The sequence below is a fragment of the Bradyrhizobium manausense genome, assembly GCF_018129685.1.
GTDB classification, from domain to species: domain Bacteria; phylum Pseudomonadota; class Alphaproteobacteria; order Rhizobiales; family Xanthobacteraceae; genus Bradyrhizobium; species Bradyrhizobium manausense_D.
Genome location: NZ_JAFCLG010000021.1, coordinates 82,713 through 96,253 on the forward strand (window position 1 = coordinate 82,713; position 13,541 = coordinate 96,253).

General features: G+C 65.0%; 11 protein-coding genes. 5 read left to right on the top strand and 6 right to left on the bottom strand.

Annotated elements, in window-relative coordinates; translation table 11 throughout:
* The first annotated feature begins 102 nt into the window (after positions 1 to 102).
* The 4 genes from JQ621_RS30280 (at position 103) to JQ621_RS30295 (ending at position 5,402) form a co-directional block, all read left to right on the top strand.
* Complete coding sequence (locus JQ621_RS30280) at positions 103 to 693, top strand: hypothetical protein (RefSeq protein WP_212240456.1); 591 nt, start codon at positions 103 to 105, stop codon at positions 691 to 693.
* A 165-nt stretch (positions 694 to 858) separates the two neighbouring features.
* Positions 859 to 1,110: a DUF6894 family protein gene (locus tag JQ621_RS30285; protein ID WP_212240457.1), complete on the top strand. Its 252-nt coding sequence runs from the start codon at positions 859 to 861 to the stop codon at positions 1,108 to 1,110.
* A gap of 191 nt (positions 1,111 to 1,301) precedes the next feature.
* Entirely contained in the window at positions 1,302 to 3,407 is a 2,106-nt protein-coding gene (locus JQ621_RS30290; protein ID WP_212240458.1) for a methyl-accepting chemotaxis protein, read from the top strand.
* A gap of 306 nt (positions 3,408 to 3,713) precedes the next feature.
* Positions 3,714 to 5,402, top strand: coding sequence for a methyl-accepting chemotaxis protein (locus JQ621_RS30295; protein ID WP_212240460.1), 1,689 nt, complete (start codon positions 3,714 to 3,716; stop codon positions 5,400 to 5,402).
* Positions 5,403 to 5,406: 4 nt separating this feature from the next.
* Here the strand turns inward: JQ621_RS30295 and JQ621_RS30300 are convergent, their stop codons facing one another.
* The 6 genes from JQ621_RS30300 to ygfZ form a co-directional block, all read right to left on the bottom strand.
* Positions 5,407 to 8,094 carry a DUF2339 domain-containing protein gene (locus tag JQ621_RS30300; RefSeq protein WP_212240462.1) on the bottom strand — a complete coding sequence of 896 codons (2,688 nt, stop codon included), beginning with the start codon at positions 8,092 to 8,094 and terminating at the stop codon, positions 5,407 to 5,409.
* Positions 8,095 to 8,138: 44 nt separating this feature from the next.
* Positions 8,139 to 9,101, bottom strand: coding sequence for an NUDIX hydrolase (locus JQ621_RS30305; RefSeq protein ID WP_212240464.1), 963 nt, complete (start codon positions 9,099 to 9,101; stop codon positions 8,139 to 8,141).
* A 19-nt stretch (positions 9,102 to 9,120) separates the two neighbouring features.
* The gene (locus tag JQ621_RS30310) at positions 9,121 to 9,627 is read right to left on the bottom strand and encodes a tyrosine phosphatase family protein (RefSeq protein ID WP_212240466.1); all 507 of its coding nucleotides are present in this window, start codon (positions 9,625 to 9,627) and stop codon (positions 9,121 to 9,123) included.
* A 131-nt stretch (positions 9,628 to 9,758) separates the two neighbouring features.
* Positions 9,759 to 10,373 (bottom strand): YfbR-like 5'-deoxynucleotidase, encoded by a 615-nt coding sequence (locus JQ621_RS30315; protein ID WP_212240468.1) that lies wholly within the window; start codon positions 10,371 to 10,373, stop codon positions 9,759 to 9,761.
* Positions 10,370 to 10,996 (bottom strand): DNA-3-methyladenine glycosylase I, encoded by a 627-nt coding sequence (locus JQ621_RS30320; protein WP_212240470.1) that lies wholly within the window; start codon positions 10,994 to 10,996, stop codon positions 10,370 to 10,372. The genes JQ621_RS30315 and JQ621_RS30320 overlap by 4 nt, the downstream gene beginning before the upstream one ends.
* Positions 10,993 to 11,868: a CAF17-like 4Fe-4S cluster assembly/insertion protein YgfZ gene (gene ygfZ / locus JQ621_RS30325; protein WP_212240471.1), complete on the bottom strand. Its 876-nt coding sequence runs from the start codon at positions 11,866 to 11,868 to the stop codon at positions 10,993 to 10,995. Before ygfZ ends, JQ621_RS30320 begins: the two co-directional genes overlap by 4 nt.
* 101 nt (positions 11,869 to 11,969) lie before the next feature.
* On the opposite strand from ygfZ, the gene JQ621_RS30330 reads away from it, so the two are divergent.
* On the top strand, positions 11,970 to 13,304 hold the full coding sequence (locus JQ621_RS30330; protein WP_212240472.1) for a dihydroorotase: 1,335 nt from the start codon (positions 11,970 to 11,972) through the stop codon (positions 13,302 to 13,304).
* Positions 13,305 to 13,541 lie beyond the last annotated feature (237 nt).

Genomic DNA, 13,541 nt, shown 5'->3' on the forward strand with positions numbered 1-13,541 from the left:
ACTTTACCAACCAAGCTGCTTCAATGTCGCCATGGTTAGTATGGTAAGCAGCGGGTAAAGAGATAAGGCATCGCCCGCTGCGGGGTTGGTTCGGAGTAGAGCATGCTTGCGCGTATTGTGTTGGGGGCTGTCGCGGCAGTCGTGACGTTTGCGCCGGCCATTGCCTTGGCTGGCAGTATGAATGCGGACGAGGCACGCCGCTTCGTCGCCGGCAAAGTGTTCGCCTTCACCTGTTTCGACGGCACCCGCGGTGCAGGCCGTATTCTCGATGATCTCGGCGCGGCCGGCGCGGTGCAGTTCTCGGGCTCAGGTCCGGTCAAGCATCTTCGCCTGCCAGGCAACACCCTTCAGATCCGGGGCCAGAATGTTTGCGCCTCGATCAAGGGCATTCCGTTCGAGCCTTGTTTCAACCTCGAAAAGACCGACGACCGCAGTTTCCGCGGCTCGGTCTCCGGCATGGGCTTCGCCTATTGCGACTTCCACCACCAGGGCGGCAACCAGATGCTGATGGCGCGTGCGGTTGCGCGGCCGCGCTCGCTCCGGGCGCCGGAGCAGACCGGTTCGGTCAACACATCGAGCACCGAGGTTGCCGCGCGTGTCGAGACGCCGCGTATCGAGAGCAGCCGGATCGAGCCGGTGAAGTCCGAGCCAAAAAACGAAGCTCCTCTCGAACTGCGCCGCTCGACCGAGTGACGTCAGGCGCATCGCCGCGCGCGCCATTTACCTGTCTTTCAAGAATGCACCGCACGCGAAGCCGTGGCGCCGTAGTGATACGGCCCGCGGTGTTCATGCCTTGGTAGCGACTGTCGCCCTAGCCTCTGCAACGGCCGGGAGGCGGCCCTACACAAGAGTAAAAAAATGTCGCTGTATTTCTTTCGCATCAGCACCGGCCGCTATTCCGGTGCTGCCGATCAGCCGTACGAGTTCGAGGATCGCGCTGCGGCCTGGACCGAGATGACCGAAGTGTGCGCCAATCTGCTCGGAAGCATCGCCCGCAATCTGAAGCCGAATGCAAAGTGGAGCATGGAGCTGCTCGACGAGAATAAGGAGCCCGTGTTTCGCATCAGCCTGATCAGCGAGACCGTCGGATGCAAAATAATGCCGCGCTGACTTCAAGCTGCAATTTACAACTATGACGAGATTAAACTCCCTCGATTTCAATCATGTAGCGCAAAAGATCAGTATTTCTGCTGACCTCACCGTTAACCTTGGATGGAGCTCTGGCCGATAGCCTTTCGGGTAAGGGCGATCAACGTCCAAGCGGTCGGCAATGTCTGGCTGCTCGCGTTTCGGGAAACGCAATGTTGAGCCAGATCAGATTGCGCATAGGAACCGTGCTGCCGGCTATCATCGCAGCGTTGGTGCTGCTTGGCGTGGGATCGGCTGGCTTGATCGCATTCGAAGCGATCGGCAAGCGTCGTGAAGCAGATGCATTCCTGAAGACTAATCACGCCGCCCAGCTGCTGCTGCAGAGCGCAGGGCAATGGGCGATCGAACGCGGATTGACCAATGGGGCGTTGAAGTCCGCCGATCCGCTTGCTTCCGAACGCGGTGCCGAGATCGATAAGGTCCGTGCGGCGGGGGACGCGGCCTTCCAGGCAGCTATCGTCGAGATCCGGTCCATTCCCGAAATGGCGCTGGGGCAGTCGCAAATTGCAGAAGCCCAAGCCAAATTCGAGTCGCTGCGACGGCTCCGGGAGAACGTCGTCACGAATCTCCAGCGGCCACGCTCCGAGCGGGCGCCTGACGTCGTCGATGGCTTTGTACCTGCAATCACCGATGTCATCGAGATCGCGAGCAACCGGTTGCGGCTAACCCTCGAAACTTTAACCAGTCCTCCCGCGGCAAAGCTCGCCCAGCTCATCGGCGCGCGACACCTCACGGCCCAAATGGCTGAAAATGCCGGAAGAGAGCGTGCGCTTCTCACCGGCGCGGTCGGCGCTCGCGCCAAGCTTGGCGTTGATGAGCTCCAGCGTCTCGCCGCACTGCGGTCCAAAGTCGAGCTTGCATGGGAGGCAGTCGTGCCGCTGCGGCTCCGCCCGGATCTCCCGAGGGAGATAGGCGATACAATGGCAGAGGTGGAGAAGACCTATTTCGGCGGCTACGGGGAGACCCGCACGCTCGTCCTTTCGGGCGGAAACTCCGGCGCGTATATGATTGGCGGAGCCGACTATTTCGCCCGCGCGACCGCCGGCATTAACGCCGTGCTGAAGCTTGGAGAGTCCATCGGAGGGGCTGCCGACCAGGAAGCGAATAGGGAGGCGGCTTCAAGTCTCCGGAACTTAATCATCACGCTTGCGCTTCTCGGCATATCGCTGGTCCTGGCCGGGCTTAGCTTCTGGATTACCTTCTCCCGCATTCTCAAGCCGCTTTCCGCAATCACGGCCACGATGAGACGATTGGCTGATAGAGATTTCGAGGTCGAAGTGCCCGCCGCTGGCCAGACTGTTGAGATCGGCGAGATGGTTGTCGCAGTGGAGGTCTTCAAGCAAAACGGCCTTGAAGTGGAACGGATGAGGGCCGAGCAGGCCGCCGCAGATCGGATTGCAACTGCGCAGCGCAAGGCCGAGATGCACAAGCTTGCCGACAGCTTCGAATCTGCGATCGGCGAGATCGTCGAGACAGTTTCTTCAGCCGCAACCGAGCTTGAGGCTTCTGCCTCGACGCTGACCTCGACGGCCGAGCGCGGGCAGGGACTTGCCACCATGGTCGCTGCCGCCTCCGAGGAGGCGTCCACCAATGTCCAGTCGGTGGCCTCGGCGACCGAGGAATTGTCGTCTTCGATCACCGAGATCAGCCGTCAGGTGCAAGAGTCGGCGCGGGTGGCGAGCGAGGCGGTCGGCCAGGCCCGCGATACCACTGAGCGTGTCAGCGAGTTGTCCAAGGCGGCCATGCGGATCGGCGACGTGGTGGAGCTCATCAACACCATCGCGGGCCAGACCAATTTGCTGGCTCTCAACGCCACGATCGAGGCGGCCCGCGCCGGCGAAGCCGGCCGCGGCTTTGCCGTCGTCGCCTCCGAGGTCAAGGCGCTTGCCGAGCAGACGGCAAAGGCGACCGGCGAGATCGGGCAGCAGATCTCCAGCATCCAGACTGCGACCGAGCAATCGGTCGGTGCCATCAGGGACATCAGCGACACCATCGAAAAGCTGTCGGAGATATCCTCGACCATCGCGGCCGCCGTCGAGGAGCAGGGCGCGGCGACACAGGAAATTTCCCGCAACGTGCAGCAGGCGGCGGCAGGCACCCACCAGGTGTCGTCCAACATAACCGACGTGCAGCGCGGGGCCGGCGAGACCGGATCGGCATCATCGCAAGTTCTCTCCGCCGCGCAGATGCTGTCCGGGGACAGCAACCGTCTCAAGCTCGAGGTCAGCAAGTTCCTGAACACCGTTCGGGCCGCCTGAACCAAGCCTGCCTGGCCTCTCGATCAACGACCGTCGCGGCCGCGGCAGTTGTCTTGCGTTCCTGGTGCACCGATACGGCACGGGATGTTCGGGCGGTTGCGATGAATAGTTGTAGAAGAAACTAGGACCACAATGTCGCATCCGTAGTTCCACGTAGGCCTGTGTTAACGGCTGGTTGCCTCTATGTGTGCAATCCTACCGGACAAGAACCAGCCAATATTGTTGGAATGACTCCGCCCCACCGTCAGTCGTGACGGTCGCAGGGCGAGCGACTTGTGCGTTTTGCTATCATAGGGACTTATCGTGATGTCGAAGTTGTCGATCGTCTTCAAGCTTTTAACCCTATTGTCGGTCCTTGTGCTCTCGCTCGCCGGTGTCGGCGTTGTGGCGATCGGCACGATGCAGAACATCAACTCCCACACCGTCGAGATCGCGCAGAGCTGGCTGCCCAGCGTGCGCGCGCTTGGCTCGATCCGTGCCGACGTCAACGAGCTGCGCGTCGCGCTCCGCCTGCACCTGATGCAGGATACCGCCGAGGGCAAGGAGGCGGCAGAGAAGCGCCTTGCCTCGCTGCGCGAACGCATCGAGCAGACCCGCAAGACCTACGAGCCGCTGATCACGTCCGCCGAGGAGCGCTCCATCTACGAAAAATGGACCAAGGCGTGGACCGAATATCTGAACGGCGTGCAGGACGTGATGGCGCTGTCGCGCAAGAGTCCGGGCAAGTTCCCGACCGACGCCAACGAGCTGTTGCAGACCAAGGTCGCGAAGATGGCCCAGGCCTCCGATCCGCTGCTGATGCAGGACATCGATCTCAACAACCGCGGCGCCGAGGCCGAGACGAAGCAGGCGGCCGACAGCTACGCCATGATCTTCCGCATTCTTGTCGGCATCATCATTGCTTCGGTCGCGATCGCGATCGGCGCGGGCTATTATCTCGTGCGCGACGTTTCGCACGGCATTGCCTCGATCATCAAGCCGATGCAGTCGCTCGGCGAGGGCGACCTCTCGGCCGATGTGCCGCATCGCGGCGAGAAGACCGAGATCGGCTCGATGGCGGATGCGCTCCAGATCTTCAAGGAAGCGTTGATCGCCAAGCGTGCCGCCGACGAGGCGGCCGCGCGCGACGCCGAAGCCAAGATCGAACGCGCCCGCCGCGTCGATGCCATCACCCGCAAATTCGAAGTCATGATCGGCGAAGTCGTCGGCACCGTCTCCTCGGCCTCGACCGAGCTCGAGGCGTCGGCCACGACATTGAGCCAGACAGCGCAGCGCAGTCAGGAGCTCTCGACGGCGGTCGCCGCGGCGTCCGAAGAAGCCTCGACCAACGTACAGTCGGTCGCCTCGGCTTCTGAAGAGCTGTCGTCCTCCATCACGGAGATCAGCCGTCGCGTGCAGGATTCGGCGCGGATGGCCGCGGAGGCCGTCGGTCAGGCGGCGCGGACCAATGCGCGTGTCAACGAGCTGTCGCAGGCCGCCGCCCGCATCGGTGATGTGGTCGAGCTCATCAACACCATCGCAGGCCAGACCAACCTGCTGGCGCTGAACGCGACCATTGAAGCCGCACGCGCCGGCGAGGCCGGCCGCGGTTTCGCAGTGGTCGCCTCCGAGGTGAAGGCGCTGGCCGAGCAGACCGCGAAGGCGACCGGAGAGATCGGCGCGCAGGTCGCGGGCATCCAGGCCGCGACGCAGGAATCGGTCAGCGCGATCAAGGAGATCGGTGGCACCATCGAGCGCCTGTCGGAAGTGTCGTCCGCGATTGCGGCGGCCGTCGAAGAGCAGGGCGCAGCCACGCAGGAGATCTCGCGCAACGTCCAGCAGGCCTCGGTCGGCACGCAGGAGGTCTCGATGAACATCACCGACGTGCAGCGCGGCGCGATCGAGACCGGCTCGGCCTCCTCGCAGGTCCTCTCGGCAGCCAAGTCGCTGGCGACCGACAGCACACGTCTCAAGGTCGAGGTCGCGCAGTTCCTGGAATCGGTCCGCGCGGCCTGATCCGTCAGCTACCTGTCTGCGGAGCCGGCGGCGGCGTTACCTGCCGCCGGAACAGGATGCGCTGGTAGAGCCAGCCGATCGCGACCAGCACGATGCCGAGGCCCATGAACGACAGCGCCCGGTAGACGCCCGTCAGCGTCGACATGTCGATCACGAAGGCCTTCAGGATCGTCAGCGCGATAACCGCGGCCGATGCCAGCCGCGCGCGCTCGGAGTTGGCGAGAATGCCGATGCCGAGCAGCACGACGCCGAAGGCGAGCCAGCCGATCGAATAGGTGTATTGTTCGGCCCCTGTCGTCTCGCCGTTGGTGAGGAACGGGCCGTGATAGAAGCGGCGAATCTCCAGCGTCAGATAGGACAGCGCAAACACGAGGGCTGCGCCCGCGATCGTGTTCGCATAGACCTTGCCGCGGGCGCCGACCGCGGCATAAGCGAGCAGCAACAGCAGCACCGCCGGCAGCGCATAGCCGAGCAGCAGCAGGTTGAGCACGACGCCGCCGACATCGATGTGCCACAGCAGCGGGTTCTCGAGGAACAGGAGGCCGAACACGCCGATGACGCCCGCGATTGCGGTCAGCACGATCGCGCCGACATTGTGCACGATCGAGTAGCTGCGCCGCTGTAACCGCTCCAGCCCGATCGCCATGGCCAGCGCCACGCAGACCTGCAAGGCAGCCTCTAACAGCGATGGCGAGGCGATCATGTCGCCGCCGGTCGCCAGATGGCGGACCTCCATGAAGGCCAGCAGCGCGGTGAACAGGATCGCAGCAGCTTCCACCATGCGTAGCGGCGGGTCGTCGCCTCTGCGGCGCAGAAAGAGGCTCGCCGCCCAAAACGAGGCCGCTGGCAGGCCATAGCCCCACAGCAGCCAATTGAAGATCGGCGTCGCGCCGACGGTGTCGCCGACGATGCGGGGATCATAGCCGACGCGTGCGGTGACGATGCCGGCGAAGATCGCGGCAAGCCAGCGCAGGAACGGAATCGGCCGCTGCATCGCGATCCAGGCCGTGCCAAGCGACATCAGCGCCAGCGCGATGGTGAGCCAGCCCTTGTCGAGCGCGAAGGTCAACGCGAGCGCCAGCGCGCCGAGCGTGCCAGTCGCAAACAGCGCCGTCGAGATCGCAAGGCCCGGCCGGTTTTCACGGCGGGTCAGCATTTCGGTCGCTGTGCCAAAAGCGGCTGCGAGCAGCACGGCGAGGATCGCGAACGGGATCGAGCGGTCGAGATGGGCGATGCGCGCGTAGAGCGCGATGAGGATCGCGATCGGCGCCGCGACGCCTGCTGCCGACCACACCACGGGGATGATCGCCGAATTCGATCGGCCTTGCGCGAAGAAGCCCGCGACGCCGAAGCTGGCCGCGAAGATCGCAGCCATCACCAGATGCTGCGTCACCGCGCTGTCGGTCGCGGTCGGCGTCATGCCCGGCATGGGGCCGCCAGGCAGCACCAGCATGTCAGGATTGGCGCGCACGGCCCATTCGGCGAACACGATGAACACTGTCGCAGCGGCAGCGCCAAGTGCGCCGGCGGCGGCCTCCGCGCGCCAGGCGACGAACAGTGTTGCCGCAACGAGCAGCGTGAAGGCGATCAGCGCGAGGTCGGCATGCGAGCTCGACAGCACGATCAGCATCGCGCCGAACAGATAGGCGCCGAGCGCGCTCGACGAGACCGGCTCGACCTGCCCGTCCTCGATATCAGGGCCGAACATGAAGCCGCAGACCACGAGCAGCGCGGCGAGCGCAAAACCGGCGATCACGTGCAACGCATGCGGTGCGACCTCCAACGCGCCGGCATCGAGGCCTGGAAAAGTCCAGAGCACGGCGAAGACGATCGTCGTCACGGCCAGCCAGCGCCACAACCGGATACGCGCAAAGCCAAAGCTCGCGGCGGTGACGATGGCCAGATAGATATAGAGCGCCCAATAGTCCGGCTTGCCGCTGGAGACGAGCGCGGGCGTTGCGAAGGCGCCGACGACGCCGAGGCCCGCGAGCGCCGGCCCGTGCAGCAGCGCGGCCGCGAGCGTGCCCATCGCAACGATGCCGAGCAGGACGAAGGCGGTGGCGGGCACCAGGAAGCCGTAGAGCGCATAGGCCGCATACACCGTTGCGAACGCCGCCGCGGTTCCAGCCGCGGTCAGGATCGCCGGAATGTTGGCGATTGGCAGCGCCTGAATAGTGGAGATGCTCTCCTTGCGCCGCGTGAATTCGCCGGCACCCAACAGTGCGGCTGCGAACAGGCCGCCGAGAAACACGCGCACGCCGGGGCCGACGAGGCCGGCCTCGATCGAATAGCGCACCATGAAGAAGCCGCCGAGCGCGAGCGCGAGGCCGCCGATCCACACCACCCAGCGTGTCCCAAGCCGTTCTTCGAAACCTGGCTCAGGCGCGGGCAGCGGCGGCGGTGCAACGGCGGTTATTGCTTCGCGCGGTAGCGGCGAAACATCTTCGGTGACGAGCGGCGGCGCGGCCTCGGTTTCCGGCGCAAGCGGCGGCGGCGCTGGCGCAGGCGTGCTTGCTTGCCCCTGCACGGGCAGGGGTGGGGGCGGCTCGATCTGTCGCTGCGCCTGCAGCGCGGCCTCCAGCGATCCCAGCCGGCGGCGCAGCTCGGTCGCCTGATTCGACGCTTTCAGCGCGATCAGGAACGCGGCGATCGCAATCATCACGGCAAAGACGTCGAACGGGGCGTCGAACATGGGGCCTCCCTGGCAATCGGCGGGGGCCGATCGTAATCTCTGATCTAGCGCCGGGAGCGCACGCGCAAGCCCGGGGCGGGCCGCTCCTGGAGCACGTCGCGGCGAAAGCGGTAGAGCGCCGCCGGTCTCCCGCCAGTCTGTGTCGACATCACCCCGGTCGGTTCGACCAGGGCCTCGGTTTCCACCAGGCGGCGGAAATTCTGCTTGTGCAGGTGACGCCCGGAGATCGCCTCCACCGTGTGCTGCAACTCGGTGAGTGTGAACTCGGCGGGCAAAAGTTCAAACACCACAGGGCGATACTTCAGTTTTGCGCGCAGCCGGGCAATCGCGGTGGCAAGGATACGGCGGTGGTCGAACCGCATCGAGGTGCCGAGCGCGGGCAGCGTCCTGCGCGTCAAAGCCGCAGGCCTGCCGTCGCGTCGCGCCTCCTCGACGAGGCCGGCCTCGTAGAGGAGCTCATAGCGGTCGAGCACGCGTTCCTCGTCCCAGGCCGCACCCTCGAGACCGAAATAGAAGCGCACGCGATCCCTGCGCGGCAATGCGCGCGTGGTCTCCGGCGTCTCCTCCTCGGCCCATGCGGTCAGCGCCGGGATGATGTCACGGGCGATGATCGCGGGCGGCGCCTCGCGCCGGTCCTCCCACGGGAAGAAGCGATACCAGGGCTCGAAGCTCGCCGAAGTCGCCGCGCCCTCGGCAGTGCGTGTCAGCGCGAGATAGCCGATCGACACCATATGCGCGCCGGTGTCGCCGGCTTCCGCGTGACGGCCGCGGTCGCCAAACGTATAGAGCTGTTCGACATAGCCCAGTCGCAAGCCCGCCTGTTCCTCGACCCAGGCGCGCAGGCCGATCTCGAAGGTGCGATGGCTCGGTGCATCGAATGGGCCGAACGGCAGCCCGGTGAGCCCGTCGCCGCCGCGCGCGGTCAGCACCAGTGGCTCGTGATCCTCGATCGCGACGATCGCGGCAGTCAGGCCGATCTCGATCGGCGTCAGCAGCTTGTCGCTCATGCGGTGGTGATCGCGGCTGTCATTCGAGCTCGATCACAAACGGGCGGCCCTCGACCAGCATCTCGCCTGGACCCATCTCGTCGAGCGCGCGCAGCATGCGGCCGTTGCGCCCCAACGCGCGGTCGGCAAGGCGGACGATGCGCCGGTTCGGCGAGGCGATCGGGGAGGCCGCGCGAATCTTCCTGGCGATCTCGACCTCGTCTCGATCGGGGTTGAGGGCGCAGACGGCGGCGAATGCGCTCGCGGTGGAGCGGCTGATTCCGGCATAGCAGTGCACCACCAGCGGCGCGTTGCGGTCCCAGCCGCGGACGAAATTCAGCACCTGGTCGATATGGGCCTCGGAGGGGGCGACAAAGCCGTCCATCTCCTCGGTGATGTCGTCCATCGACACCCTGAGATGATTGGCGGGGAGCACCGACGCCGGCCGTACCACCTGTTCGACATTGGCCATCACGGTCAGCACATGGCTGGCCCCGGTGCGGCGGACGGTTTCGGGAAGGGCGGCGAGCGAACAGACGTGGATCATGTCGGACCTTTTGGGGCAATTATAACGAGCGTCCGTAGGGTGGGCAAAGCGAAGCGTGCCCACCACTTTCGTCGAAATCGCGAAGAGTTGGTGGGCACGGCGCAAGTGCGCCTTTGCCCACCCTACAGCACCTACGCAAACACCGCGCCGAACCGTTCCAGAAACTGCTTCTCGGCCCGTGCCGCAGTCCATGGCGTCAGATAATCGCGCCTGGTACTGTCGGAGAGTCCCGGGTCCTTGCCGAACAGGCGCTTGGCCTCGCTCTGGCTGAAACCGGCAAGCCGTGTCGCCTCCAGATAGGCCGCGCCGCGGTCTGCGGCCTTGATCGCCTGCGTGATCTCCTCGGGCAAAACAGGCGGAAGCCCGAAGCGGATGTGAATGGCGCCGAGCAGGCGCTTTTCCACGGCCTTGTAGTGGCCATCGAGCACGGCCTTGAACGGCGAGATCATGTCGCCGATCACGTATTCAGGCGCATCATGCAGCAGCGCTGCCAGCCGCATCCGCTCGTCGACGCGCGGCATCTCGTGCCGCAGCACGGTCTCCACGAGCAGCGTGTGCTGCGCCACCGAGAAGATGTGCGCGCCTGTGGTCTGCCCGTTCCAGCGCGCGACACGCGCCAGCCCATGCGCGATATCGGCGATCTCGATGTCGAGCGGAGAGGGATCGAGCAGATCGAGCCGCCGGCCCGACAGCATGCGCTGCCAGGCGCGGGACTCCACGACGCGTGACGTTTTCCCGGCCGTCATTTGGCCTTGAGGCGCGGCTTGCGCTGCAGCTTGCTGCAGGTCGCGTGGCAATGGCAGTCGACCAGATGGTCGTTGACCATGCCGGTCGCCTGCATGAACGCATAGACGATAGTCGGCCCGACGAACTTGAAGCCGCGCGAGGACAGCTCCTTGGAGATCTGCACGGACAATGGCGTCGAGGCCGGCACGCTCGCGGTGGTCTTGAACTGGTTGACCTTGGGCTTGCCGCCCATGAAGTCCCACAGCAGCTTCGAGAAGCCGGGGCCCTTCTCCATGATGTCGAGATAGGACTTCGCGCTCAGGATCGTGCCCTCGATCTTGGCCTTGTTGCGCACGATGCCGGCATCGTTCATCAGCGCATGCACCTTCTTGTCGGTGTAGCGCGCGATCTTCTCCGGCTGGAAATCGTCGAATGCCTTGCGGAAATTGTCGCGCTTGCGCAGGATCGTGATCCAGGAGAGGCCGGCCTGAAAACCGTCGAGGATCAGCTTCTCATAGAGCGCGCGGTCGTCGTATTCGGGCACGCCCCACTCGGTGTCGTGATAGGCGACATAGAGCGGATCTTCGCCCGGCCATGGGCAGCGGGTCTTTCCGTCGGGATGCAGGCGGGGAGCACGGCTCATGCGATGGGCTGCTTTGCGGGAATGCGAACGACGTCAGGTTCTGCCAGCTTCAACGCAAGTCCGCCGGCGCTGAGCGGCCGCCCGGCATCAAGTGCATCCGCAACGCGGTCGATGCGCACCAGCGCGATGCCCTTGCCCTTTGCCGAGGAGCCCATGGTGCCGACCGACTTGTCGCCGGCCATGATGCTGGCGCCAGCCTCGGGCGCGGCGTCCTCGAGCAGAACCTTCACGCTGCGGGTGCGCGCGGTGCCGCGGTGCTGCATGCGCGAGACGACCTCCTGACCGACATAGCAGCCCTTGTCGAAATCGACACCGGCAAGGCGATCCATGTTGGTCTCGTGCGGGAACGCATCGCCGTACATGAAATCGAGTCCGCCGCGCGGCACGCCGTGCGCGATGCGGTGCGCCTCGTAGTCGGCCGCATCGACCAGGTCGGCGCCGATCAGGTCGGAGAGCTTCTGCTTGAGATCTTCGGGGATCAGGATGCGCGTGCCGAGCTCGGCATTGCGCGGATCGGCAAAGGCGAGATCCGGCTGTGCCGCCGGCTGGCCGTCCCACGCCGCAAGCACGCCGAGATCGAGGTTGTCCACCGTCACCTTGGCACGCAGCTTGTAGAATTTCAGCTTGGTGGCGAGCCCATCGGCGAGCGGTTTCGGGCAGTCGATCAGGAACCCGCCGCCATGGCCGGCTGGCGCTTCCGTGATCAGAAAATCCACGATGATCTTGCCCTGCGGCGTCAGCAGCGCACCGAATCGCCCCAGGCCCGGCTTGAGCCTGTCGAGATCGGTGGTGATGAGGCCGTTGAGGAAGTTGCGCGCGTCCTCGCCCGCGACCTTGATCACGCCCCGGTCCGGAAGAAACGCTGATTTCATGCGAAAATCTCTTGCGACATGGTGCTCCGGAACGTAAGCCCGCAAGGCATAAACGACAAGACCTCGAGCCCTGCGCTTGGGGATGAGAGAGGCCTTCAGCCATGACCCAGCGCTTCGATGTGATCCTCAAGGGCGGCACCGTCGTCAACCAGGACGGCGAGGGCGTGCGCGATATCGCCATCGCGGGCGGTCGCATCGCCGAACTCGGCCCGCTGTCGCAAGCCTCCGCGGCCGAGGTGATCGACTGCAAGGGCCTTCACATCCTGCCCGGCGTGATGGACACGCAGGTGCATTTTCGCGAGCCCGGGCTGGAGCAGAAGGAAGATCTCGAAACCGGTTCGCGCAGCGCCGTGATGGGCGGCGTCACCGCGGTGTTCGAGATGCCGAACACCTCGCCTCTCACGGTGACGGAGGCGACCTTCTCCGACAAGATCAAGCGCGCCCATCACCGCATGCATTGCGATTTCGCCTTCTTCATCGGCGGCACCCGCGAGAACGTGCAGGACCTTCCGGTGCTCGAGCGCGCGCCGGGCTGTGCGGGCGTGAAAGTGTTCATCGGCTCATCGACTGGCGCGCTGCTGGTGGAAGACGACGAAAGCCTGCGCCGCATCTTCCAGGTGATCCGCCGCCGTGCCGCGTTCCACGCCGAGGACGAGTATCGGCTCAACGATCGCAAGTCGCTGCGCGTCGAGGGCGATCCGCGCTCGCATCCGGTCTGGCGCGACGAGACCGCGGCGCTGATGGCGACGCAGCGCCTGGTCAAGCTTGCGCATGAAACAGGCAAGCGCATTCACGTGCTGCACATCTCGACCAAGGAAGAGATCGAGTTTCTGCGCGACCACAAGGACGTCGCCTCCTGCGAGGCGACGCCGCATCACCTCACGCTGGTCGCACCCGAATGCTACGAGCGGCTCGGCACGCTGGCGCAGATGAACCCGCCGGTGCGCGGCGCCGATCACCGCGCCGGCATCTGGCGCGGCATCGAGCAGGGCATCATCGACGTGCTCGGCTCCGACCACGCCCCGCACACGCTGGAAGAGAAGCAGAAGACCTATCCCGCATCGCCCTCCGGCATGACCGGTGTGCAGACGCTGGTGCCGTTGATGCTCGACCACGTCAATGCGGGTCGGCTGTCCCTGGCGCGCTTCGTCGATCTCACCAGCGCCGGCCCCGCGCGCCTCTACAACATCGCCTGCAAGGGCCGCATCGCCGCCGGCTATGACGCCGACCTCACTGTGGTTGATCTCAAGCGCAGCGAAACCATCACGAACAAATGGGTGGCGTCGAAAGCCGGCTGGACGCCTTACGATGGTGTTCGCGTCACCGGCTGGCCCGTCGGCACCTTCATCCGCGGCCGCCGCGTGATGTGGCAAGGCGAGCTGGTGACGCCATCGCAGGGCGAGCCGGTGCGGTTTCTGGAGACGTTGAAGCAGTAGGGGCTTCTGGATGCATTGCGCGTGAGGTGGAACATCGCGCCACCACCGGTGTCGTCCCGGCGAAGGCCGGGACCCATACCGCGGAATCTCTCTGTGATCGACGGTCGGAATACCGGTGAATTGATTAACCGCTAGTCTTCGCCAAACGTCTCCCTGTGGTTATGGGTCCCTGTGTCTGGAAAGTCTGTCATGATGAGAGTGGGCGGGAAGCCGTTGGGTCCTTGGCGCTTGACGCCG

Excerpts from the sequence above, each read along its gene's own strand:
- JQ621_RS30280 (WP_212240456.1), top strand. The coding sequence starts at position 103 with ATGCTTGCGCGTATTGTGTTGGGGGCTGTCGCGGCAGTCGTGACGTTT.
- JQ621_RS30285 (WP_212240457.1), top strand. The coding sequence starts at position 859 with ATGTCGCTGTATTTCTTTCGCATCAGCACCGGCCGCTATTCCGGTGCT.
- JQ621_RS30290 (WP_212240458.1), top strand. The coding sequence starts at position 1,302 with ATGTTGAGCCAGATCAGATTGCGCATAGGAACCGTGCTGCCGGCTATC.
- JQ621_RS30295 (WP_212240460.1), top strand. The coding sequence starts at position 3,714 with ATGTCGAAGTTGTCGATCGTCTTCAAGCTTTTAACCCTATTGTCGGTC.
- JQ621_RS30300 (WP_212240462.1), bottom strand. The coding sequence starts at position 8,094 with ATGTTCGACGCCCCGTTCGACGTCTTTGCCGTGATGATTGCGATCGCC.
- JQ621_RS30305 (WP_212240464.1), bottom strand. The coding sequence starts at position 9,101 with ATGAGCGACAAGCTGCTGACGCCGATCGAGATCGGCCTGACTGCCGCG.
- JQ621_RS30310 (WP_212240466.1), bottom strand. The coding sequence starts at position 9,627 with ATGATCCACGTCTGTTCGCTCGCCGCCCTTCCCGAAACCGTCCGCCGC.
- JQ621_RS30315 (WP_212240468.1), bottom strand. The coding sequence starts at position 10,373 with ATGACGGCCGGGAAAACGTCACGCGTCGTGGAGTCCCGCGCCTGGCAG.
- JQ621_RS30320 (WP_212240470.1), bottom strand. The coding sequence starts at position 10,996 with ATGAGCCGTGCTCCCCGCCTGCATCCCGACGGAAAGACCCGCTGCCCA.
- ygfZ (WP_212240471.1), bottom strand. The coding sequence starts at position 11,868 with ATGAAATCAGCGTTTCTTCCGGACCGGGGCGTGATCAAGGTCGCGGGC.
- JQ621_RS30330 (WP_212240472.1), top strand. The coding sequence starts at position 11,970 with ATGACCCAGCGCTTCGATGTGATCCTCAAGGGCGGCACCGTCGTCAAC.